At 57.7% G+C, this 21,204-nt stretch carries 20 protein-coding genes; 16 read left to right on the top strand and 4 right to left on the bottom strand.

The window, feature by feature from the left end; genetic code table 11:
- Positions 1-198: 198 nt before the first annotated feature.
- Complete coding sequence (locus U2949_RS06060; RefSeq protein WP_321286665.1) at positions 199-942, bottom strand: enoyl-CoA hydratase/isomerase family protein; 744 nt, start codon at positions 940-942, stop codon at positions 199-201.
- A gap of 13 nt (positions 943-955) precedes the next feature.
- The gene (locus U2949_RS06055; RefSeq protein ID WP_009462684.1) at positions 956-1,927 is read right to left on the bottom strand and encodes an NAD(P)H-dependent flavin oxidoreductase; all 972 of its coding nucleotides are present in this window, start codon (positions 1,925-1,927) and stop codon (positions 956-958) included.
- A gap of 246 nt (positions 1,928-2,173) precedes the next feature.
- Between U2949_RS06055 and U2949_RS06050 the strand changes: the two genes are divergently transcribed.
- The 16 genes from U2949_RS06050 (at position 2,174) to U2949_RS05975 (ending at position 19,299) form a co-directional block, all read left to right on the top strand.
- Entirely contained in the window at positions 2,174-3,406 is a 1,233-nt protein-coding gene (locus U2949_RS06050; RefSeq protein WP_321286663.1) for a CaiB/BaiF CoA transferase family protein, read from the top strand.
- A 31-nt stretch (positions 3,407-3,437) separates the two neighbouring features.
- The gene (locus tag U2949_RS06045; RefSeq protein WP_026484074.1) at positions 3,438-4,973 is read left to right on the top strand and encodes a 3-hydroxyacyl-CoA dehydrogenase; all 1,536 of its coding nucleotides are present in this window, start codon (positions 3,438-3,440) and stop codon (positions 4,971-4,973) included.
- 264 nt (positions 4,974-5,237) lie between these two features.
- Positions 5,238-6,050 carry an SDR family oxidoreductase gene (locus tag U2949_RS06040; RefSeq protein ID WP_035274993.1) on the top strand — a complete coding sequence of 271 codons (813 nt, stop codon included), beginning with the start codon at positions 5,238-5,240 and terminating at the stop codon, positions 6,048-6,050.
- A 24-nt stretch (positions 6,051-6,074) separates the two neighbouring features.
- Positions 6,075-6,608: a cupin domain-containing protein gene (locus tag U2949_RS06035; protein WP_026484076.1), complete on the top strand. Its 534-nt coding sequence runs from the start codon at positions 6,075-6,077 to the stop codon at positions 6,606-6,608.
- 25 nt (positions 6,609-6,633) lie between these two features.
- Positions 6,634-7,554 (top strand): alpha/beta fold hydrolase, encoded by a 921-nt coding sequence (locus tag U2949_RS06030; protein WP_321286661.1) that lies wholly within the window; start codon positions 6,634-6,636, stop codon positions 7,552-7,554.
- Complete coding sequence (locus U2949_RS06025; protein ID WP_321286659.1) at positions 7,544-8,347, top strand: IclR family transcriptional regulator; 804 nt, start codon at positions 7,544-7,546, stop codon at positions 8,345-8,347. The genes U2949_RS06030 and U2949_RS06025 overlap by 11 nt, the downstream gene beginning before the upstream one ends.
- 64 nt (positions 8,348-8,411) lie before the next feature.
- Positions 8,412-9,245: an SDR family oxidoreductase gene (locus tag U2949_RS06020; protein WP_143241222.1), complete on the top strand. Its 834-nt coding sequence runs from the start codon at positions 8,412-8,414 to the stop codon at positions 9,243-9,245.
- Positions 9,238-10,947, top strand: coding sequence for a thiamine pyrophosphate-binding protein (locus U2949_RS06015; RefSeq protein ID WP_257723846.1), 1,710 nt, complete (start codon positions 9,238-9,240; stop codon positions 10,945-10,947). The genes U2949_RS06020 and U2949_RS06015 overlap by 8 nt, the downstream gene beginning before the upstream one ends.
- A gap of 11 nt (positions 10,948-10,958) precedes the next feature.
- Positions 10,959-11,759 (top strand): aspartate dehydrogenase, encoded by an 801-nt coding sequence (locus tag U2949_RS06010; protein ID WP_321286655.1) that lies wholly within the window; start codon positions 10,959-10,961, stop codon positions 11,757-11,759.
- A gap of 25 nt (positions 11,760-11,784) precedes the next feature.
- Complete coding sequence (locus tag U2949_RS06005) at positions 11,785-13,272, top strand: aldehyde dehydrogenase (protein WP_321286653.1); 1,488 nt, start codon at positions 11,785-11,787, stop codon at positions 13,270-13,272.
- Between the two features lie 126 nt (positions 13,273-13,398).
- Entirely contained in the window at positions 13,399-14,370 is a 972-nt protein-coding gene (locus tag U2949_RS06000) for a VOC family protein (protein ID WP_026484081.1), read from the top strand.
- Positions 14,371-14,459: 89 nt separating this feature from the next.
- Positions 14,460-14,678 carry a recombinase-like helix-turn-helix domain-containing protein gene (locus U2949_RS05995; protein ID WP_026484082.1) on the top strand — a complete coding sequence of 73 codons (219 nt, stop codon included), beginning with the start codon at positions 14,460-14,462 and terminating at the stop codon, positions 14,676-14,678.
- Positions 14,679-14,721: 43 nt separating this feature from the next.
- A complete protein-coding gene (locus U2949_RS05990; protein ID WP_083054292.1) occupies positions 14,722-15,741 on the top strand; it encodes an aromatic ring-hydroxylating oxygenase subunit alpha in 1,020 nt (339 codons plus the stop codon).
- 78 nt (positions 15,742-15,819) lie between these two features.
- The gene (locus U2949_RS05985; RefSeq protein WP_026484084.1) at positions 15,820-16,788 is read left to right on the top strand and encodes a PDR/VanB family oxidoreductase; all 969 of its coding nucleotides are present in this window, start codon (positions 15,820-15,822) and stop codon (positions 16,786-16,788) included.
- 178 nt (positions 16,789-16,966) lie between these two features.
- On the top strand, positions 16,967-17,983 hold the full coding sequence (locus U2949_RS05980) for a porin (protein WP_321286648.1): 1,017 nt from the start codon (positions 16,967-16,969) through the stop codon (positions 17,981-17,983).
- A 29-nt stretch (positions 17,984-18,012) separates the two neighbouring features.
- Positions 18,013-19,299 (top strand): MFS transporter, encoded by a 1,287-nt coding sequence (locus U2949_RS05975; RefSeq protein ID WP_035274997.1) that lies wholly within the window; start codon positions 18,013-18,015, stop codon positions 19,297-19,299.
- A gap of 29 nt (positions 19,300-19,328) precedes the next feature.
- Here the strand turns inward: U2949_RS05975 and U2949_RS05970 are convergent, their stop codons facing one another.
- Both U2949_RS05970 and U2949_RS05965 read right to left on the bottom strand, forming a co-directional pair.
- On the bottom strand, positions 19,329-19,937 hold the full coding sequence (locus U2949_RS05970) for a hypothetical protein (RefSeq protein WP_026484087.1): 609 nt from the start codon (positions 19,935-19,937) through the stop codon (positions 19,329-19,331).
- 180 nt (positions 19,938-20,117) lie between these two features.
- Positions 20,118-21,008, bottom strand: a complete 891-nt coding sequence (locus U2949_RS05965) for a c-type cytochrome (RefSeq protein WP_026484088.1) — start codon at positions 21,006-21,008, stop codon at positions 20,118-20,120.
- Positions 21,009-21,204 lie beyond the last annotated feature (196 nt).

The following is a 21,204-nucleotide window of genomic DNA, read 5'->3' as shown; positions in this document are numbered from 1 at the left end:
TTAAAGCGGTGCATTTGTTGCAGCGCAAAAAATAAAATACAGCGATTTTTTTTTTGCACGCAAGAAATTTTTGCGAATACGGTAAAAAAAATTAGGGACCTGCTCTCACAGGCCCCTTATCACCCCATCTGAACCGGGTGCAGTGTGGCAAGATCGCTGCACATGCGGGTTTGCGCAGAAATCAGGTCCACACAAGCGCTATTTGCCGCTGCGATTCTGGCTCATTTGCCCCAGAATGTGCAGAGCTTCTTCGCCTTCCAGCAGTTTGGAAAATAGCTTGCGCTCGCGTTCCAGAACCTCCAGCAAAACTTCGCGCTGGGGTTCTCGTAGCAGACGCTTGCTGGTGCGCAAGGCAATGGGAGGCTGCTCGGACAACGCGTGGGCGCAGGCACGGGCGGCTTCCAGGCTATTGCCGTGGTCGGTCAGTTCAGTGAGCAGGCCATCTTCCATGGCTTGCTCGGCACTGAAGGCTTGTGACAGCAGCAGCCATTCGTTGGCACGGCGTGGCCCCACGTACTGCGCCAGCAGGTGGCTGGAGGCGCCTTCCGGGCACAGGCCCAGTGCGGTGAAGGGCATGCGCAAACGCGCGTCACGGGCCGCGTACACAAAGTCCGCATGCAGCAGCAAGGTCACGCCGATACCCACAGCGTGGCCTTCTACGGCCACGATCAGAGGGATGTCGGCCTTGACCAGACTGCGCAGGAATTTGATCGGCGGCGGCATGTCGTTGTTGCGCACATTGGACAGCTCCGAGATGTCGTTGCCGGCACAGAAATGTTCGCCCGCGCCGGTCAGAATCAGAGCACGATATTTCTGGTTCTGATCGGCCTGATCGATGATGTCGGCCAGCTCTTCGTACATGGGGCCAGTCAAGGCATTGCGTCGTTCCGGGCGGTCCAGAACGACTTCCAGCCAGTGACCTGCGTCATGAGTCCGTATCATGGCGTGCTCCTTTTCAGGCGAAGGGGGAGGCCAGCAGTGCTGCCTTGGCTTCCTGGTATTCGCGATGCAGACGGGCCACGATGTCGGCAGTAGATTCCACCGAGTCAATGCCACCAATGCCTTGACCAGCGCCCCAGATGTCGCGCCAGGCTTTGCTCATGCCCGAACCGAAGGCGGTGTCGGCATTTTTTTCGCTGTCCAGCTTGTCCGGGTCCAGGCCTGCAGCTCGGATACTGTCCTTCAGGTAGTTGCCGGGGATGCCGGTAAACAGCGGGGTGTAGACGATATCGGCGGCACGACCCTTGACGATCATGTTCTTGTAATCGTCCGAGGCATTGGCTTCGGTACTGGCAATGAAGCGCGTGCCGATGTAGGCCATGTCCGCCCCCATGGCTTGGGCCGCCAGAATGTCGCGACCCCGGCTCATGGCGCCGGACAGGGCAATCGGGCCATCAAAAATCTGACGAATTTCGTTAACCAGCACAAAGGGGCTCAAGGTACCGGCGTGGCCGCCTGCACCTGCAGCCACCACGATCAGGCCATCCACACCCGCTTCCAGCGCTTTTTCAGCATGACGCAAGGTGGTTACGTCGTGAAAGACCTTGCCACCCCAGGCGTGTACATGCGGCACGATGTCTTGCGGGGCGCGCAGGCTGGTAATCACCAGTGGCACCTTGTGATCGGCGCACACACGCAGATCCTGCTCCAGGCGGTCGTTGGACTGGTGGATGATGTGGTTGATGGCGTAGGGGGCGATGCGGCGCTCGGGATGGCGTTCGCGCAGTTCGGCCAGGGTGTCGTCGATTTCGTCCAGCCAATCCTTGAGCTTTTCCTGGGGGCGGGCGTTCAAGGCGGGGACGGAACCGATGATGCCGCTGGCGCATTGTGCAATCACCAGGGCGGGGTTCGAAACAATGAACATGGGCGCTGCCATTACAGGCAGGGTCATAGATTGATAAAGCTGCTGCGTTAATGCCGATGGCATAAGGTCGGTCTCCTGTTATCGAAAGAAGTGCCCTGCCTCTTGAAGGGGCGGGGTCCTGCAAGGAAGATCTGCCGCTGATAATCTATCGTCACCTATTCTAGGACGGTTTATCGTTGCCCGGCTTGGTGCGCTGCACAAATTCCTCCGGCCTCGAAAATGACCATGGTTTGAGCACTTTTTTCTGTCCGTAGACCGGACTAAGAAGACGTAGTGCACAATAAGCGACTTGAAGGATTTTTGTTTGCTATGACCACGACTGAACGAAAAGCGCCCTTGGCGGGATTGCGTGTTCTGGACTTGACGCGCGTGCTGGCCGGGCCCTGGTGTACTCAAAACCTGGCTGATCTGGGTGCGGAAGTCATCAAGGTCGAACGCCCGGGTGCCGGGGACGACACCCGAGGCTGGGGGCCGCCGTATCTGCAGGATGGTCACAGAGCGGACACGGAAGATGCCGCCTATTTTGGGGCTGCCAACCGTAATAAAGAGTCCATCATCCTGGATATAGGCACTGCACAAGGTGCCGAGGTGGTGCGTCAGCTGGTCAGTCGCTGCGATATTCTGGTGGAAAACTTCAAGGTCGGTGGCTTGAAAAAGTACGGACTGGACTATGAAAGCCTGCAAGCCATCAACCCGGCCCTGATTTATTGTTCGATTACCGGATTTGGGCAGACTGGCCCCTATGCAAGTCGTCCAGGATATGACTTCATGATCCAGGGGCTGGGTGGTTTGATGTCCCTGACCGGTGAGCCAGGTGGTGAACCGCAGAAAGCGGGTGTGGCTGTGGCCGATGTCATGACAGGCATGTACGCCACCGTGGCTGTGCTGGCGGCCGTGGTGGAGCGCCATCGTAGTGGCCTGGGCCAGCATCTGGATATTGCTCTGCTGGATTGTCAGGTGGCCATGATGGCTAACCAGAACATGAATTACTTGTGTACTGGACAGGCGCCACAGCGCCCCGGCAATGCACATCAGAATTTGGTGCCCTATCAGGTCTTTGAAGCCAGTGACGGGCATTTGATTGTGGCGGTGGGCAACGATGCCCAGTTTCGCAGTTATGCGCGGGAGCTGGGTCACCCCGAGTGGGCGGATGATCCCCGTTTTGCGCGCAATGCCGGACGAGTCATGCACAGGGACGAGCTGGTGCCCATGCTTGCACAGATCATGCGAAGCCGCACGCGCGATAGCTGGTTGCAGACGCTGGAAGCTGTAGGTATTCCAGCCGGGCCCATCAATACGATGGAACAGGTTTATCAGGACCCGCAGGTGCTGGCGCGCGGCTTGCGCCTGGACTTGCCGACCGGGCAGGGTGGCAGCGTGCCTTCGGTCGCCAGTCCTTTACGTTTGTCGGCCACGCCAGTGCAGTATCGCCGTGCGCCTCCGCGTCTGGGAGAACACACCCGCGAGGTCCTGGCGCGAGTGCTGGAGCTATCGCCCGACAAGGTCGAGGCCCTGGTATCCGGCTCCGCTGAACAGGCTTAATTTTTATTGCTTTTCGATCAGGTTGTGAATCATGAAACAGATACAAACCATCGCTATTGTTGGCGCAGGTGCTATGGGACGGGGCATTGCCCAGATTGCTGCCCAGGCTGGCAAGCAGGTCTTGCTGTATGACCTGAATGCGGATTCGGTCAAGGCTGCTTTGGCGGATGTACACGCCGTCTGGAGTCGTTTGCAAGAAAAAGGCCGCATGACGGCGGAACAGGTGGACGCGGCCAAAGCGTGTCTGCAAACCGCCAGCGATCTGCAAGCCTTGGCCCCTGCCGATCTGGTTGTGGAAGCCATTGTGGAGCGTCTGGACGTCAAGCAAGGCTTGCTGCAACAGCTGGAAGAGATTGTGTCGGCCGATTGCGTGCTGGCCTCCAATACCTCTTCGCTGTCCATTACCGCCATTGCCCAAGCCTGCCGTCACCCCGAGCGTGTGGCTGGCTATCACTTCTTCAACCCCGTGCCGCTGATGAAAGTGGTCGAGGTTATCGACGGTCTGCGCACCTCTCCGGAAGTGGGCGATGCCTTGATGCAAGTGTCGCGCGATATGGGCCACACGCCGGTGCGCGCCAAGGATATGCCCGGCTTTATCGTGAACCACGCCGGTCGTGGCATGAACATCGAGGGCCTGAAAATCGCCCAGGAATGCGTGGCGCCTTTCTACCAGATCGACGCCATCATGCGCGAGCAGGCTGGTTTCCGCATGGGGCCCTTTGAACTGCTGGATCTGACCGCGCTGGATGTGTCCCATCCGGTCATGGAATCCATTTACCGTCAGTTCTACGACGAGCCGCGCTTCCGTCCTTCGCCCATTACTGCCGTGCGTCACGCCGGTAAATTGTTTGGTCGCAAGAACGGCGAAGGCTTCTACAAGTATGAAGATGGCAAGAAACAGGTTCCTCAAGAGCCTGCTGTTCCCGCTGTCACCTCCTTTGCTCCTGTGTGGGTCTCGCCTTACCACGAGCAAGGTCAGGCTCGCGCTCTGCAGTTGCTGAACGAACTGGGTGTGAAAGTGGTGGAAGGCGACCAGCCACCTGCTGATGCGCTGATTCTGCTGACGCCTTATGGTGAAGACGTGGCGACTTTGGTGTCCTTGCATGGCCTGGACCCAGCTCGCACCGTGGCGCTGGATACCTTGTTCGGCTTGGAGAAAGGCCGCCGCCGCGTGCTGATGTGCTCGGCTGCGACCACACCAGAATGGCGCGATCAAGCCTGGGCCATGTTGGCCAGCGATGGTACGGCGGTTAGCGTGATTGAAGACTCTGCCGGTTTTGTGGCCCAGCGTTTAGTGGCGACCATCGTGAACATCGCCAGCGATATCGCTCAGCAGCAGATTGCTACCCCATCAGATATCGACGCCGCTGTGCGTCTGGGCCTGGGTTATCCGCACAATGGCCCGCTGTCCATGGGTGATGCCGTCGGCTCGCGTGATTTGCTGGATGTATTGAACACCCTGCAAGCTGTCACGGGCGATATGCGTTATCGCGCCAGCCCCTGGCTGCAACGCCGTGTCCAACTGGGTATGTCCTTGACGGCATTGGCTCAGTGCAAGGCGCAATAAAGCTGTAGTCCTTTCCGTTTTATCTACCAAACAGGGCCCCGCATTTGCGGGGCCCTGTTTGTTTTACCCGCCGGTTTTTATCTTTAAGTGTCTGTGCGTTTAGTGGCAGGCACCCTTTTGGGCTGTCGACTAGGGTTTTTGCTGATACTCCGTCCACAAGGCTTTCGTTAATCTCTGTTCATTCCATTAGTAAACCAACGTTTCATTAGTGAAACAAAACAAGTTTTACGATCTTGAGCAGATCTATTCCAAGGTTTTAAGCGCATGACTATTAGTACCGCTATCGATCCGACGTCCTTGCAGGTTCTGCTGGCCGACCTTCCCCGCGATTTACTTGCCGGGCGACGAGTGCTGGTGACTGGTGCAGCGCGTGGCCTTGGCCTGGCGTTTGCTCATTGCATTGCACAGGCCGGGGCTCGGGTGGTGATTGCCGACATTTTGTTTGATCTGGCACAGCAAGAAGCCCAGCGTTTGCGCGCTGATGGATTGCAGGTTCATGCCGTGGCACTGGATCTGGAGGACAGCGAATCGATTGATCGCTGTGCCGCGCAGGCTGTGACCTTGATGGGCGGATTGGATGGTTTGGTCAACAACGCCGCCATCACCAACTCGGGTGGCCGCAATGCGCATGAGCTGGAAGCCGCCATGTGGGACAAGGTGATGGCGGTCAATGTGCGTGGCACCTGGTTGATGAGTCGTGCGGTGCATGGTGCGCTCAAGGCCAGTGGTCGTGGCGCCATCGTGAATCTGTCCTCGGATACGGCTTTGTGGGGTGCCCCCAATTTGCTCGCCTATGTGGCCAGCAAGGGGGCAGTTTCTGCCATGACGCATTCCCTGGCTCGGGAGTGGGGTGAGGACGGTATCACCGTCAACGCCGTGGCACCGGGGCTGACCTTGGTGGAAGCCACCGAATACGTGCCTTTAAGTCGCCATCAAGCCTATTTGGACGGACGTGCTATCGCCCGCGAGCAACAGGCAGCAGACGTGTGCGGCGCTGTGGTTTTTTCCCTTTCTGGACTGTCGCGTTTTGTGACGGGCCAGGTCCTGGCCGTCAACGGCGGCTTTGTTATGCACTAAGGCTATCGATCAAGGAGCATGAAGATGAGTGAGCAGACCGTGGAGACGGAAGTAAGCAGCTGGAGTCGCCCGGAGGGTGCCTCGCTGGAGGATTGGATGAATACCCGCATTGCCCGTTATTCCACCCGCAAATATGACTGGAATGCGCTGAAGTTCCAGGCTGATTACGACCCGAAATTCCGTCGTGCGCAAATGCGTTATGTGGGTACGGGTGGCACAGGTGTTACGGCTGACATGAACACGGTGCCTGCGGAAAACTTCACCTTTTCGACCATGGTGATTCCGGCTGGTCACGAAGGCCCGCCACACCTGCATACCGATGTGGAAGAAGTGTTTTTCGTGATGCGCGGCAAACTTAAGCTGATCATTGAAAAAGATGGTGAACGGTTCGAGACCATCCTGACGGATCGCGATCTGGTGTCGGTGCCGCCCGGTGTGTATCGCGAAGAGATCAACATCGGTGATGAAGACGCCTTGATGTGTGTGATGCTGGGCGCGAAAAAGCCCGTTACGCCCACCTATCCGGCTGATCATCCCCTGTCCAAGATCAAGCGTTAACTGGATTGAGCGGAGCCCCCAGGTCATGAACCCCCAACCCAGCAACTTGCCGCTTTTATCTGCCCAGGAGCTGCGCTATCTGCAGGCCTGTCTGCCCTTGTCGACCGTGGACATCTGTCGTGGCCGACAGGTGGCGGTGCGATGCGCGGGCGACGGTGAGCAATGGGTCGTCTGCTTGCACGGCATAGGTTCGGGCTCGGCGTCCTGGTTGCGGGTGGCACAGCAATTGCCACCGGGCCTGCGCTTGCTGGCTTGGGATGCTCCCGGTTATGGCTTGTCTACTCCTCTGGAAATGGACAAGCCCACGGCGCTGGACTATGCCCGGCGTCTTCAGGAACTGCTGCATGCTCTGGAAGTGAAGGATTTTGTGCTGGTTGGGCACTCCTTGGGTGCCTTGATGGCGGGCGCCTATGCTCGTCATCTTGATCAGGGAGAGATGCAGGCGTTGTTCCTGATGAGCCCTGCAATTGGGTATGGACGCCCGGGTTTGGAACAGCGCCGTCAGGCAGTGTGGGATCAGCGTATGGCGCAGGTGGCGTCGGGTGATATGAGCTTGATGGCTCGTCAGCGTCACCAGCGATTACTGTCGGAGCAGGCGACTGCCGAAAACCGGGAGTTGGTGTTGTGGATTATGGCCAGTCTGCACCTGGCGGGCTATCAGCAAGCTGTGCAGATGTTGTGCCAGGAAGACCTGCTAACCTACCTGCCTCTTTCCAGCAGCGTGCCTGTCGCAGTGAGTTGTGGCGAAGTGGATGTGGTGACAACTCCTGAGGCGTGCGCCGGGGTGGCGCGGGCCTGTTCCCAACATTTACAACTGGTTCCCCAAGCGGGACATGCCAGTTATGTCGAGCAGCCTGGTGCCATGCTGGAAGCCTTGCAATCTTTGCTGGGCCAGACGCAAGCCTTGCGTTCCGTGGCCACGACCAGGAGTAGTCATGAGCAGTGAATTGAATAAGAGCGATGCCAGTGCTGACCGTTATACCGTGCCCGCGCTGGAGCGGGGCCTGTTGATTCTGACCCAGTTCAGCCGGGATCAGCGCACTTTGGGTGCGCCCGAAATGGCGCGACGCCTGGACTTGCCCCGCTCGACCGTGTTTCGCCTGCTGTCCACGCTGGAAGGCATGGGTTTTGTGGAGCGAACCGAGAATGGCCGTGATTACCGTTTGAGCGTCGGTGTCTTGCGCCTGGGTTTTGAATACGTGGCCTCCCTGGACGTGACCGAACTGGGCCGTCCGGTGATGGAGCGTTTGTGTGAGCAGGTGCGTCTGCCCTGCAATCTGGTGGTGCGCGATTTGCGCTCGATTGTGTATGTGTCCCGCATTGCGGCGCCAACCCCGTTTGCCAGCTCGGTGACGGTAGGGACCCGCTTGCCAGCGCATGCCACAGTGCTGGGCCATGTGTTGCTTAGCCAACTGAGCCTGACTGAGTTGAAAGAGCTGTACCCCGAACCGGAACTGGAGCGCTTTACCTCCCATACTCCAGCGAATGTGCCCCAGCTGTACGAGTTTTGCCAAGCCATACGCGAACAAGGCTATGCACTGAGTGAGGGCTATTTCGAGTCCACGATCTCAACCATTGCGGCCCCTGTGTTCAATGGTGCGGGCAAGGTAGCAGCTGCACTGGGCGTAACCGCCATGGCGGCCAGTTTTGAAGGCGAGCGTCTGGCCGAGATGATTGCTCAGGTCAAGGCCGCCGCCGCCGAGCTCTCGGAGCTCGTCAGGCATTCCCCCCATAGTTAAGACTCCCTTAGACGGGTCGTGGATGAGCGATCGGTCCGGGGCAGGAAGAAAGAGATAGAAAACCATGAATGTTGACAATAGGGTGCAGTTCTCCAGCGATATGCTGGCTGGTCGCGTGGCCGTCGTCACTGGCGGATCTTCAGGCATAGGCCTGGAGACCGTGCGCATTCTGGCGCAGGCCGGTGCCGCCGTTGCGTTTTGCGGCCGCAATGCTCAGCGTCTGGCCAGTGCCCGTGAAGTGGTCCAGCAATCCGTGCCACAGGCGAGTCTGTACACACAAGAGTGTGACGTCCTGGATGCGCAGCAGGTGGCCGACTTTGCCCAGGCCAGTCAGGACGCGCTGGGAGCTGCTTCCATATTGATCAACAACGCTGGTCAGGGGCGGGTATCCACCTTTGCCACGACCAGCGACGAGGATTGGCGTGCGGAGCTGGACTTGAAGTTCTTTTCCGTACTCAACCCCACACGTGCTTACTTGCCACAGTTGCGGGCCCAGCGTGCGGTTCAGGGTGATGCGGCTGTTGTCTGTGTGAATTCCTTGCTGGCACGTCAGCCCGAGCCCCATATGGTGGCCACCTCGGCAGCGCGCGCAGGCTTGTTGAATCTGGTGCGCTCCATGGCCACTGAATTCGCGCCGGACGGCTTGCGTGTCAATGGCATTTTGATTGGGCTGGTGGAATCCGGGCAGTGGCGACGACGTTTTGACGCGCGTGATGACGCCAGCCAGAACTGGGATGAGTGGAGCGCACAACTGGCGCGCAGCAAGCAGATTCCATTGGCACGCCTGGGCAAGCCACAAGAGGCCGCCAACGCCATCGTTTTTCTTTCATCCCCACTGGCTTCCTACACCACAGGCAGCCACATCGATATTTCTGGAGGTTTGTCCCGTCATGCGTAACGCCCCGAATAAACAGCCGCTCGTGACCGTCGGTGCCGTTGTTGCGGCTTTTCTGGAGCAATGCGATGTAAAGACCGCCTTCGGCGTTATTTCCATCCATAACATGCCCATCCTGGACGCTTTTGCCCAGCGTGAGCAGATCCGTTTCGTGCCCGCAAGGGGCGAGGCGGGGGCGGGCAATATGGCCGATGCGTATGCGCGTTCCACGTCCAGTCTGGGTGTGTGTCTGACCAGTACCGGCCCTGCTGCTGGCAATATCGCGGGCAGCCTGGTGGAAGCTTATACCGCTGGTGCGCCTTTGCTGCACATTACGGGTCAGATCGAAACGCCTTTTCTGGACCAGAAAATGGCATACATCCATGAAGCGCCCGATCAACTGACCATGCTGGAAGCCGTGTCCAAGGCGGCCTTTCGTGTACGCAGCGCAGGCAATGTGCTGGGCGTGCTCAAGCAGGCCGTGCAATGTGCGCTGACAGCCCCCAGCGGTCCAGTCAGTGTAGAGATTCCGATTGATATTCAGCAGGCCTTGATCCCCATGCCGCTGGACTTGTCCCCCTTGCCAATTCCTTGCTTTGAGCCGCAGCCTGCTGCGCTGGACCGCCTTGCCAAGTCCTTGCAATGTGCTCGCCGTCCCTTGTTGTGGCTGGGTGGTGGGGCTCGCAAGGCCGGTGCCGCTGTGCGTCGATTGCAGAAGTTGGGCTTTGGTGTGGTCAGCACCGTGCAGGGTCGCGGCATTGTTCCTGAAGACGATGCAGGCACGCTGGGGGCCTACAACATTCACAAGCCGGTTGAAGATTTTTATCAGACTTGCGACGCCATGCTGGTGGTGGGTTCGCGTCTGCGCAGCAATGAAACCCTCAAGTATGAATTGAAGCTGCCCCGTCCTTTGTATCGCTGCGACGTGGATGCCGAGGCACAAGGCCGCGCTTATGTCAGTGATGATTTTGTTTGTGGCGACGCCGAACGTGTGCTCAATGGGCTGGCCGATCGTCTGGAAGCTCAAGGCTATCAGGCTGATCCGCAGCTGTTGAAAGATCTGGTCAAGGTACGCGAAAGCGCGGTGGCCAGTTTGCATGACGGTCTGGGCCCTTACACCGAACTGGTTCAGCAGTTGCAGAAGCTGGCTGGCCGGCAGTTCAACTGGGTGCGTGATGTGACCATCTCCAACAGCACCTGGGGCAATCGCGAACTCCGTATTTTTGAAGCCGATGCAGGAGTGCATGCCACTGGTGGCGGGATTGGCCAAGGCATGCCCATGGCTATCGGTGCCGCTGTAGGCGCACAGGAAACTCAGTCGGGTCGCAAGACGATCTGTCTGGCCGGAGATGGCGGCTTCATCCTGAACCTGGGTGAGCTGGCAACAGCGGTGCAGGAGAAGGCCGACATGCTGATCGTCCTGATGAATGACCAGGGCTACGGCGTGATCAAGAATATTCAGGATGCCCAATACGGCGGCCGTCGCTGCTATGTGGATTTGCACACGCCTGACTATGAACAACTGTGTGCTTCATTGCAGTTACCGCATGCACGAGTGCAGCAGCTGGAAGATTTGCCGCGTCTGTTGCAGCAGGGTTTGCAGGCTCAAGGGCCGTTCATGCTGGAAATTGACATGGTGTCCATTGGCAGTTTCAAAGGCCGTTTTGCAGGCCCGCCCGTCAACACGCTGAACCAGATTCCCGCCCTGGCGGGCAATCCGGAGTGAGGGAGGCGGACATGCTGACTATTGCCGTAATTGGTTGCGGGGCTATTGGTACCGCTTTGCTGGAAACCATCCAGAAGGACCGAAATTTGCGTGTCGGGGCGATTGTGGTGCCTGAGGCCTGGGTGGAGCAGGCTCGGGCCACCGCTTCCCGTTTGGCTCCGCAAGCCTGGGTAGGTGAGCTCGTGCCGGTAGACGGCATTGATCTGGTCATAGAGGTGGCTGGACATTCGGCCATCGAAGGGCATGTATTGCCCGCCTTACGTCGCGGTACCCCGGCTATTGTCGCGTCGGTGGGAGCCTTGTCGTCAGCGGATCTGGCTGAACAGCTGGAAGCGGCAGCCTTGGCTGGCGACACGCGTGTGGAGCTGATCGCCGGCGCGATTGGCGCAGTAGATGCGATTGCCGCCGCTCGTATTGGAGGCTTGGATCAGGTGGTCTATACCGGCCGCAAACCGGCCCATGCCTGGCAAGGCACGCCCGCGGAAGAAAGTTTTGATCTGGAACAGCTGGAAGCACCCACGTTGATCTTTGAGGGCAGTGCCCGCGAAGCGGCTCGCTTGTACCCCAAGAACGCCAATGTAGCGGCCACGATTTCCCTGGCAGGCCTGGGTTTGGATCAGACGCGGGTTCGTCTTTTGGCAGACCCTGGTGCCCAGCGAAATACCCATACGGTTGAGGCCAGCGGCGCATTTGGCGAGCTGTTGCTGACCATGAGCAACAAACCTTTGGCGAGCAATCCCAAGACCTCGGCATTGACGGTATTCAGTGCCGTGCGAGCCCTGCGCAATAGCGCGGATGCCTTGGCGATTTGAGTCAGCAACAGGATTAGAGGTTTTTATGATTTTCCAGAACGTGCTTGATATTTGCGTAGCAGGCCAGTGGCGTCAGGGCGGGGGCGATGTGTATGAAAGCCTGTACCCTGCCACCGGCGAGCCGATTGCACGTGTGCGCGCTGCGTCCGAGGACGATGTGCTGGAGGCGATCGAGAAGGCGGATCATGCATTCCGTCACAGCGGGTGGGCACAAAAACTGCCACATGAACGCGCCACTGTATTGCACAAGATTGCCGCCTTGATTCGGGCAGAGGCAGAAGAGCTGGCGCAAAAGCAGCGCCTGGACAATGGCAAGCCCATTAGCGAAACCCGTGCGCTGGTGGCCAGCGCCGCTGCAACCTTCCAATATTTTGCCGCCGCCTGCGAAACGTTGGAAGAAGCGATTACGCCGTCTCGTGGCCCTTTTGTGACCATGAGCGTGTACGAGCCTATGGGGGTGGTAGCGGCCATCACGCCCTGGAATTCGCCGATTGCCAGTGAAGCCCAGAAGCTGGCACCTGCTTTGGCGGCCGGCAATGCCGTTATCGTCAAACCTGCTGAAGTTACGCCCTTGATGGCGCTGGAACTGGCACGAATTTGTGAACAGGCTGGTGTGCCTAAAGGAATGGTCAGCGTGCTGCCCGGCAAGGGTTCGGTGATCGGAGATGTAATCACCCGTCATCCGCTGGTCAAGCGCGTGTCTTTTACCGGCGGCACGAGCACTGGCAAGCATATTGCCCGTATCGCCGCCGACAAGATGATGCCGGTTTCCATGGAACTGGGCGGTAAATCACCCACCATCGTGCTGGACGATGCGGATCTGGATCACGCTGTCGCTGGGGTGTTGTACGGCATTTTCAGCAGCTCGGGCGAGTCCTGCATTGCGGGTTCCCGCTTGTTTGTATCCGCCCCGATTTACGAAGAATTCATGAATCGTCTGACCGTGGGCGCACAGTCCTTGCGCGTGGGCGATCCGGCGCGTGATGACACGCAGATGGGCCCCCTGATTACGGCTCGTCATCGTGACAGCATCGAACGCTATGTGGAGCTGGGTGTGTCGGAAGGTGGAGTGATACGCAGTGGCGGGGTGCGCCCTGACCATGCTGGTTTAAGCGGCAGTCTGCGCAATGGCTACTTCTACACCCCGACCATTATTGAAGGTTTGACCAATCAGGCACGGACGGCCCAGGAGGAAATCTTCGGCCCCGTGCTGGTTGCCATGCCGTTCGAGAACGAAGAGTCCCTGATCGAAGAGGCCAACGACAGCGTGTATGCACTGGCCGCCGGTATTTGGAGCCGTGATTTCAAGCGGGCCTGGCGTTTGGGCCGGCAAGTACAGGCAGGCACCGTCTGGATCAACACCTACAAGCAGTTTTCGGTGTCGACGCCTTTTGGAGGTTGGCGCGATTCGGGCTTGGGGCGTGAAAAAGGGCGGGCAGGGATTTTGCAGTATATGGAGCAGAAAAGCATGTATTGGGGCACGAATGAGGCCCCCATTGTCTGGGCAGGTTAAGCCTTTTGGGCATGCCGTCTGGCCTGAGACTTGATCGCGCAGGCCTATAAAAGCAGCGCGATCATCTGTAGTACACCGTCAGCACGGCAAGACCCATAAAAAAACAGAAATTTGGATGGAGCGGAGATGAGCATAGTAGGCATTGATCAGATCACCTACGGGGTGGAAACGCTGGACGAATCGCGCCAGTTTTTCCAGGACTGGGGTTTGACGCTGGCAAAAGAAACGGCGGACACCTTGTACTTTGAGTGCTTGAACGGTTGTCAGGTTCTGGTGGTGGATATTGGCAAGGTGGATTTGCCGACCGCCATTGAAGATGGTCCAACGGTACGCGAAGTGGTCTGGGGTGTGGAGAGCGAGGCCGACCTGGATCGCTATGCGGCTGCCCTGCGCGATCAGCCGGGTTTTTCTGATCAAGCAGTTCGGGGTGTACGACAGGTTGCGTGCCAGGACCCCAATGGTCTGGCCATTGCCTTGCAGGTGACTCGCAAGCGCGAGGTAGAGATCGATAGTGCACCCATGAATACCTGGAACGAGCGCCGTCGTGTCAACCAGCCAGCCCCTATCTATGAACGTGCCGTGCCGATTGAAGTCGGGCACGTGGTGTTCTTTGTGGCGGATGTGGATCGCGTGGAACAGTTCTACGTTGAACACCTGGGCTTTGTGTCGTCGGATCGCTATCCGGGCCGTGGCGCCTTCTTGCGCTGCACTGAGGATGGTGGGCACCACGATCTGTTCCTGCTGCAGCTGCCTACTGGCAAGCGAGGCATTAATCACGTCGCCTTTACGGTGCGCGATATTCACGAAGTTTTTGGTGGCGGTTTGCACTTCTCGCGCTGCGGCTGGGAAACCCAACTGGGCCCTGGTCGTCACCCGGTGTCATCAGCCTATTTCTGGTACTTCCGCAATCCGGCTGGAGGCCTGATCGAGTATTACGCGGATGAAGATCAGTTAACAGCGGATTGGGAGCCACGCGAGTTCGAGCCGGGCCCCACCGTGTTTGCAGAATGGGCCATTGATGGCGGCCTGGATGGCAATACCCGCCGTCAGAAAACTGCGCTGGCACCGGAAGGGGCCTTCTTGACCGAGAAAAAATAAGGGATCGGGTCTCAGCCCCGACAAGCGGCTGCCAGGAGTCACTCTTAGCCCGCTCATTTTCAATACATGAACGTATTTCAGGAGGAATTATGTCTGTGCGTTATCTCCAGGCCAATCAAGCGCAACGGCGCGAACCCACCTTGTACGAAGACCTGCTTGGCGATGCAATCGAGCGCGCCTTTGCCAAGGGCGTGCATGATTTGCCCGGCCTGGTTCAGCAATTGAATCGTGAAGGCTTGTCCACCCCTGATGGACAGGCCTGGACAGAAGAAAACTACAGCGACGCGATTGCGGCTCTGGCCCAGTAAGCGCCGGCCCTCGCGTCCACCAAACCTGTTTAAGGAGACTCCCATGAACCATACGCCCGACCAGGCTGTTGAGCATTTACTGAAGGTTGGTCTGAAGAACCTGTGGTATCCGATTTGCCCCGCTTCTTTCATCAAAGAGACGCCCATTGCCCTGCGTCGTCTGGGACAGAAAATTGTGCTGTGGCGCGATACCACTGGCACCGTGCATGCCTTGCTGGACCGTTGTCCGCACCGTGGTGCGCCGCTGTCGCAAGGTGTGGTGCTGGGAGATCGCATCTCCTGCCCGTATCACGGCGTGGAAGTGCGCAGTGACGGGGTAGTGACTCGTGTGCCCGGCAGCCCCGGCTGTTCTCTGGAAGGGTCGCGTGCGGGCCGTCGTTTCCATGTGCGTGAGGCTGTGGACACGATCTTCTTGTACAACGATGTCGAGCCCGTGGATGAACCGCCCGAGCTGGTCTTGCCTGAAGAACTGGCCAACCAGGAGTCCTACTCCAGTTTCCTTTGCTACAACGAGTGGAAGAGCGATTACCGCTATGTGCTTGATAACGTCATGGACCCCATGCACGGCACCTTTTTGCACAAGCAGTCGCACTCCATGGCCGAGGGCGATAGCCAGGCCAAGTTCGTCATTCGTCAGACCGATATCGGTTTTGTCTTTGAAAAAGAAGGCCAGCGTGATGTGAACTTTGACTGGACCGAGTGGGCCGACACCGGCATGCACTGGACGCGTCTGGAGATTCCGTATCCCAAGACGGGTGGCCCTGGTGGCAACTTCATTATTGTGGGTTGTGTCACGCCGATTGATGAAACCCTGTGTTCGGTTTTCTTCTGGCGTATTCGCCGTTTGCCCAAGGGTTGGCAGCGTGATACCTGGCGCTTCCTGTACCGCAACCGCCTGGAAGCGCGCCATTGGCATGTGCTGGAGCAGGACCGCGTCCTGTTGGAGGATATGGAGCCCAATGCTCGTGATTACGAGAATCTGTATCAGCATGATCTGGGCATTGTCCGCTTGCGCCGTCATCTGCGCTCCTTGGCGCAGGACCAGGTAGAAGCAAGCGTTTGATTGCCTGCAGGTGGCCCGCCAGGCGGGCCGGTTTTTCCCGATAAGGTCCGCTGTTGAAGGCGGGCAAGGTGTTCTCTTATGTCAACCCAGACTCTCACAGCGCGCATCCATGCCATGCGTTATGAGGCGGACGGTATCGTCAGTGTCGAATTTCAGCCTGCGACGGAACAGGTATTGTTCCCGTCCTTTGAGCCTGGCTCTCACATTGACCTGCATTTACCCAATGGCCTGGTGCGCAATTACTCCCTGTGCAATCCCCATACGGATCAGCAGCGCTATGTGGTGGCTGTTTTGCATGATCGCAAAAGCCGTGGCGGATCGCGCTATGTGCACGAGCAGTTACGGGTGGGTTCGACCATTGAAATTTCGGCACCACGCAATAACTTCGCCTTGAGTGATCAGGCCCCCAAGTCTGTGCTGGTAGCCGGTGGCATTGGCATTACCCCGCTGTGGTGCATGTTGCAAAAGCTGGCCGAACAAGGGCAGGCGGTCGAGCTGTTTTATTGTGCGCGCAATCGTCGCGAAGCGGCCTTTGTGGCCGAAATCCAGGCGCTGTGCGACAGCCACAACATCCTTTGCCATTTCCACTTTGACCAGGAGCAGGGCGCAGGTCCGCAGCTGGAGACCTTGCTGGCCGGTCATGGTGCTGACACGCATTACTACTGCTGTGGGCCTTCGCCCATGCTGGATGCCTTTGAAGCGGCTTGTCAGTCCCTGGGCTATGAGCACGCGCATATCGAGCGTTTTGCGGCGGCCCCCCTGGTGCAGAGCGCGCCGGACGACGCTTTCGAGCTGCGTCTGGCCAAGAGCGGCCAGACGATTCAGGTGCCCGCCGGCAAATCCGTTCTGGATGCCTTGCTGGATGCAGGAATCCCGATTGAACACAGCTGCAAGGAAGGAGTGTGCGGATCGTGCGAGACGCGCATTCTGGAAGGAGAAGCAGACCATCGTGACGGGGTCTTGTCCAAAAAGGAGCGTGAGGCGGGTCGCAGCATGATGGTGTGTGTATCGCGTTGCAAGCGAGGGCCTATGGTGCTGGATATTTAATTCCCAAGGCAAGACCTGACGTTAGAGGCACAGCGTGAGACTGTGCCGTTTCGCCTAGGCCTTCCACTCTATTTTCAGTTGTCTGGCATATGCCGGTCTTGTTTCCAGGACCTGGGCAGGGGCGGTTTGTGCCTGCAAAAAAGAACGATAAGCATACTTATAAGAGAGGACGGAGCAGATGAAAAAACCTGTCGTTGTGGTGGGTGCGGCATTCAGCTTGGCGGGGGCGGTGCAGGCAGCTCCCAATACGCTGGAGATCTTTGGCACCCTGGATATGGCTGTGACGCATTTACGTACGGATGGCCAGTCCCAAACCGGTCTGGCGCACAGCGGTTCCAATATCTCGCGTTTCGGGTTTCGAGGGCGTGAAGATCTGGGCTCGGGCTATGCCGCCGGGTTCTGGTTGGAAGGGGGCTTGCATCCGAATCTGGGCAAGGGCGCGGCCGAGGATGGTGGTCTGGACTTTCGTCGTCGAGCAACGATTAGTCTATTTAGCCCGTATGGCGAACTGCGTTTGGGGCGGGACGATTCGACCACGTTTCTGAGCACCTTGTTGTTCGACCCCTTCATGACTAATGGGGTAGCCGGTACCAACTCCTTCATGATGCTGGGTGGCCCCATCCAGATCAGCAATGCGATCAGCTATTTTCTGCCGCCCAATCTGGGAGGTGTGTATGGGCAGCTGCAATACGCCTCCGGGCCTACCTCGACACCGACCAGTGGCAACTATCGCGGTGCACGTTTTGGCTATGCACAAGGGGCGCTGAATGTGGCGCTGGCGGCGGGACGGCAGCAGGACAATGTGCAGCCCAGCTTGAGTCTGGCCAACCTGGCCGCAACGTATGACTTTGGCTTCATCAAGCCTTCTTTGATTCTGGCGCAGGAAAAGCGTGGTTCGGCCCGGATTCGAGCTTATCAGCTGGGGGCGACGGCACCGATTGGCCAGCACCTGATTCGCGGCAGCATTGGCAAGTACGACGTCACCGGTCAGCAAGCCAATGCGGACTGGATCAAGTACAGCGTGGGCTACGCCTACAACTTCTCCAAGACCACGCAGATTTATGCCTCCTATGCCTATGTGCATAACCAGTCAGGCTCGGCGCGAGCGATCAGCGTGCAAGGCATGGACTCGCCCATCAACAGCGCAGGTCGAAACTCCCAGGGCTACCAATTTGGTATCCGGAAGTTCTTTTGATCGCGTCCTCCAAGAGCAAGAGAGACATCATGAATCCAAAGACATTTCGTTGGTATGGCGTGATCACCCTGTTGATCGTTGTGGCCATCTCCTACATTGACCGCATCAATATTGCGGTGTTGATTACCGATCAGGACTTTTTGAGGCATATGGGCATGCAGGCCCATGACCGCGTCAGCCAGGGCTTGCTGGCGACGGCTTTTATGGTGGGCTATGGCGTGTCTTCAGTAGTTCTGACACCGTTTTGTTCGGCCTTGCTGGGTGTGCGCCGCAGCCTGGTGATCGGGCTGATTTTCTGGGGGGTAGTCACTTATGTATCTCCCTTGATGCACAGTTATGGGCTGCTGTTGATGTCGCGTGCCTTGCTGGGAATTTCAGAGGGGCCTCTGTTTGCTTTGGCAGGGGCGTATATCAAGGCCCACTTCGAGGCCAGCGAGAACGGCAAACCTAATTCTCTGGTGAATATGGGAACGGGTTTGGGGCTGGCCATTGGCTATCCTTTCATCGGCTTCTTGCTGAGCTCGCATAACTGGGATAACTCCTTTCATATATTGGGCCTGATGAATATTTTGCTGGGTATTCCTCTGGTTCTGGCCTTTGTGCGCATGCCCAAAGTGGAACGCGGGACGGCCAAGGCTTCCAGTGCCAAGGCCAGCTTGCAGCAAGTGGGGCAGATCATTCGCGGCTCTTTGCAAACCCGCCATCTTTTTCTGATCACCTTGCTGACCTCGGCTTTCTTGGCGTACTTGTGGGGTAGCAGCAACTGGCTGCCGGCGTACTTGAAAGAAGCTCGTGGCTTTAATCTGCGCGACCTGGGCTGGATTGCCTCCTTGCCGCAGTACGCAACCATTGTGGCGGTCTTTATTGGCGGCATGATTATTGATCGTTTGCCGCGTGAACGTGTGCCCTTGATCTTTGTTGGTGGTGCAACGGGGGTGGGCTTATGTATCTGGCTGGCGATCAGCGTGCCAGATCGTTATACCGCTGCCATGTGTCTGATTGCCGCCAACTTTTGTTGGGGGCTGGCCAGCCCGGCAATTCCCAGCACAGTCCAGTATTTTTCCCAGGCCCAGCACGTTGCCAGTGCATTTGGGGTGGTTAATGGCGTGGGCAGTCTGTTTGCCGGGTTCATGCCAGCGATCATGGGCTGGGTCATCACGCAGTTTGCCGGCGGTAATGCGGCTAGCGGCGCCGGGTTTGCGGCAGGTTTTGGTGTCTTGATCGGAACCCAGATTGTTGTTGCTGTGTGTGGTTTGGTGCTGTATTTCCAGGAGCGCCATAGCCCGCATCGGCTGGCTGAACCGATCAAGTCATAGCCTGCTTCTTCTTGGCACAAGCCTGTTTACTAAGGAGCATTTACAGCAGCGGGTACTTTAACCTCTGCCAGGTCTGGGTAGAGTTCGACCAGCTCCGATAAAAGCTTGTCTTCGCTTAAAGGGATGATGAATAGATGTTCACCATCCTGACTGGCCAGCGTAGGGTAAGTCAGCTCGAAAGTCTCGCTTTCTTTCTTGAATGTGCGGCTGTAGTTGAACAGCGCGTAGGTGCGGCCCGTGCTGGTTTTGCCGAATCGGGCAGTTTCCAGATCGTAATAGCCGGTAAGGATTTCTACTGGCTGCTGCTCGTCCAGAGCGCGGCCAAACTTCGCAATCTCGACAAGTGCTTCTTGCCGGCTTTTTCCCATGGCCTCCGCCATTTTTTGGATTTTTCGAGGAGGCTGGAACTGCAAGAGGGTTTCCATGTCGCGGGCCATGGTGGCACGCAGCAGGGTTTGCATGGCAAGGTTCAGATTGTCTCGATTTACAGTGGCGCAGACTTGCTGCGCCCCTTGAGCGGCTGCCGAACCCTCTGTCCGCTCTTTGGCAGATACGGTGGTGGAGGGCAGTATTGCAAAGACAAAGGCCGACAGGATGCTTGCGAGCACTTGTCGTGCAAAGAGGGAGACACGTGTCATGGTAATAGCTATTCGGGTTTGTGGAGTACAGTGTGTGCGGCTCACGTTGGTCGATTGTAGGGCTTGGGCGTGAGGATGCTTATCTGCGCAGCAGGACTTGGCAATAAAAAAGCCCGATGAATATTCATCGGGCTTTTTGTATTCGCAGGCTCTGTACGGTGCCAGAGCCTTGTCGCAGTCTTACTTGGCGGCGTTAACCATGTGCTGGATGGCAGCACGGATTTCGTCGTCGGAGGCTTGAGAGCCACCGCGTGGAGGCATGGCGCCTACACCGTGAATGGCTTTTTGAACCATAGTGTCCATACCGGATTCGATATATGGCTTCCAGGCAGCTTGATCGCCAAACTTGGGCGCGCCAGCAACACCGGCTGCGTGACAGGCAAAACAGATGGTGTCGTACAGCTTGATACCGGCTGGGTCGACCTTGTTGTCGTCAGCAGCGGCGGTTTCAGTGGCTTTAGGAGCGTCAGCAGCAGGTGCTTCGGCAGGCTTGGCGTCGGCAGCAGGAGCGGCTTCGGACTTGGCATCAGCCTCTTCACCTTCTGGAGCAGGAGCTTCAGGTTCCTTGAAGTCAGCGCCAGCAGCGTTAGCCATGTAAGCAACAGCACGAGCCACTTCGATATCGTCCAGCGAAGGGTTACCACCCTTGGCAGGCATGGCACGAATACCGTGGATAGCGTTTTTAACCAGTTCGTCCTGACCCAGCTTGAGCAGCTCGCCCCAGGCGCCCTTGTCGCCAAATTTAGGCGCACCGGCTACACCGGCGCCGTGACAGGCGGTACAGGTGGTTTCGTAAACTTGCTGACCAGTCTTCAGCTCTTTGACGGCATTGGCGTCAACCAGTTTGAAACCGGCAACAGGCTGAATGCGGGCTGCAATGGCTTCAGGGGAAAGGGCGGCAGAGCCAGCACCTGCACCCATGGTGGAGGTAACCAGGCTGACCAGCATGACAATAATCGCGATGGGCACCAAGAAAGCCAGAGCCACGGTCACAAGCAATTGTTTAGGGGTTTTGATCATGGCTGAGTGACCCTCGTTGTGTTCTTCGGGTTTTTGTTCCGTGTTGCTCATTATCGGATCCTGCGAGTTCGTACAAGAAATGACGGGAGGGCCTTTAAAGGCCACCAATAAAGGCTTGCGCCTACCTAATGGGTGTGCGCAAGGACGTGTCTACCAAGCCACCGACCCAGATCGCGCAACCATGGATTATAGCGGAGTGTGTCGCTCTTGTATCTGACTCTTGATTTAGCGCACTCATAATTGCCGG

Source organism: Alcaligenes phenolicus (genome assembly GCF_032063905.1).
Taxonomy (GTDB): Bacteria; Pseudomonadota; Gammaproteobacteria; order Burkholderiales; family Burkholderiaceae_B; genus Alcaligenes; species Alcaligenes phenolicus.
Note: the sequence above shows the minus strand (reverse complement) of the source record. Positions and strands in the feature narration are given on the sequence as shown.

Coding starts and splice junctions, on each gene's coding strand:
- U2949_RS06060 (WP_321286665.1), bottom strand. CDS start 942: ATGATACGGACTCATGACGCAGGTCACTGGCTGGAAGTCGTTCTGGAC.
- U2949_RS06055 (WP_009462684.1), bottom strand. CDS start 1,927: ATGCCATCGGCATTAACGCAGCAGCTTTATCAATCTATGACCCTGCCT.
- U2949_RS06050 (WP_321286663.1), top strand. CDS start 2,174: ATGACCACGACTGAACGAAAAGCGCCCTTGGCGGGATTGCGTGTTCTG.
- U2949_RS06045 (WP_026484074.1), top strand. CDS start 3,438: ATGAAACAGATACAAACCATCGCTATTGTTGGCGCAGGTGCTATGGGA.
- U2949_RS06040 (WP_035274993.1), top strand. CDS start 5,238: ATGACTATTAGTACCGCTATCGATCCGACGTCCTTGCAGGTTCTGCTG.
- U2949_RS06035 (WP_026484076.1), top strand. CDS start 6,075: ATGAGTGAGCAGACCGTGGAGACGGAAGTAAGCAGCTGGAGTCGCCCG.
- U2949_RS06030 (WP_321286661.1), top strand. CDS start 6,634: ATGAACCCCCAACCCAGCAACTTGCCGCTTTTATCTGCCCAGGAGCTG.
- U2949_RS06025 (WP_321286659.1), top strand. CDS start 7,544: ATGAGCAGTGAATTGAATAAGAGCGATGCCAGTGCTGACCGTTATACC.
- U2949_RS06020 (WP_143241222.1), top strand. CDS start 8,412: ATGAATGTTGACAATAGGGTGCAGTTCTCCAGCGATATGCTGGCTGGT.
- U2949_RS06015 (WP_257723846.1), top strand. CDS start 9,238: ATGCGTAACGCCCCGAATAAACAGCCGCTCGTGACCGTCGGTGCCGTT.
- U2949_RS06010 (WP_321286655.1), top strand. CDS start 10,959: ATGCTGACTATTGCCGTAATTGGTTGCGGGGCTATTGGTACCGCTTTG.
- U2949_RS06005 (WP_321286653.1), top strand. CDS start 11,785: ATGATTTTCCAGAACGTGCTTGATATTTGCGTAGCAGGCCAGTGGCGT.
- U2949_RS06000 (WP_026484081.1), top strand. CDS start 13,399: ATGAGCATAGTAGGCATTGATCAGATCACCTACGGGGTGGAAACGCTG.
- U2949_RS05995 (WP_026484082.1), top strand. CDS start 14,460: ATGTCTGTGCGTTATCTCCAGGCCAATCAAGCGCAACGGCGCGAACCC.
- U2949_RS05990 (WP_083054292.1), top strand. CDS start 14,722: ATGAACCATACGCCCGACCAGGCTGTTGAGCATTTACTGAAGGTTGGT.
- U2949_RS05985 (WP_026484084.1), top strand. CDS start 15,820: ATGTCAACCCAGACTCTCACAGCGCGCATCCATGCCATGCGTTATGAG.
- U2949_RS05980 (WP_321286648.1), top strand. CDS start 16,967: ATGAAAAAACCTGTCGTTGTGGTGGGTGCGGCATTCAGCTTGGCGGGG.
- U2949_RS05975 (WP_035274997.1), top strand. CDS start 18,013: ATGAATCCAAAGACATTTCGTTGGTATGGCGTGATCACCCTGTTGATC.
- U2949_RS05970 (WP_026484087.1), bottom strand. CDS start 19,937: ATGACACGTGTCTCCCTCTTTGCACGACAAGTGCTCGCAAGCATCCTG.
- U2949_RS05965 (WP_026484088.1), bottom strand. CDS start 21,008: ATGAGCAACACGGAACAAAAACCCGAAGAACACAACGAGGGTCACTCA.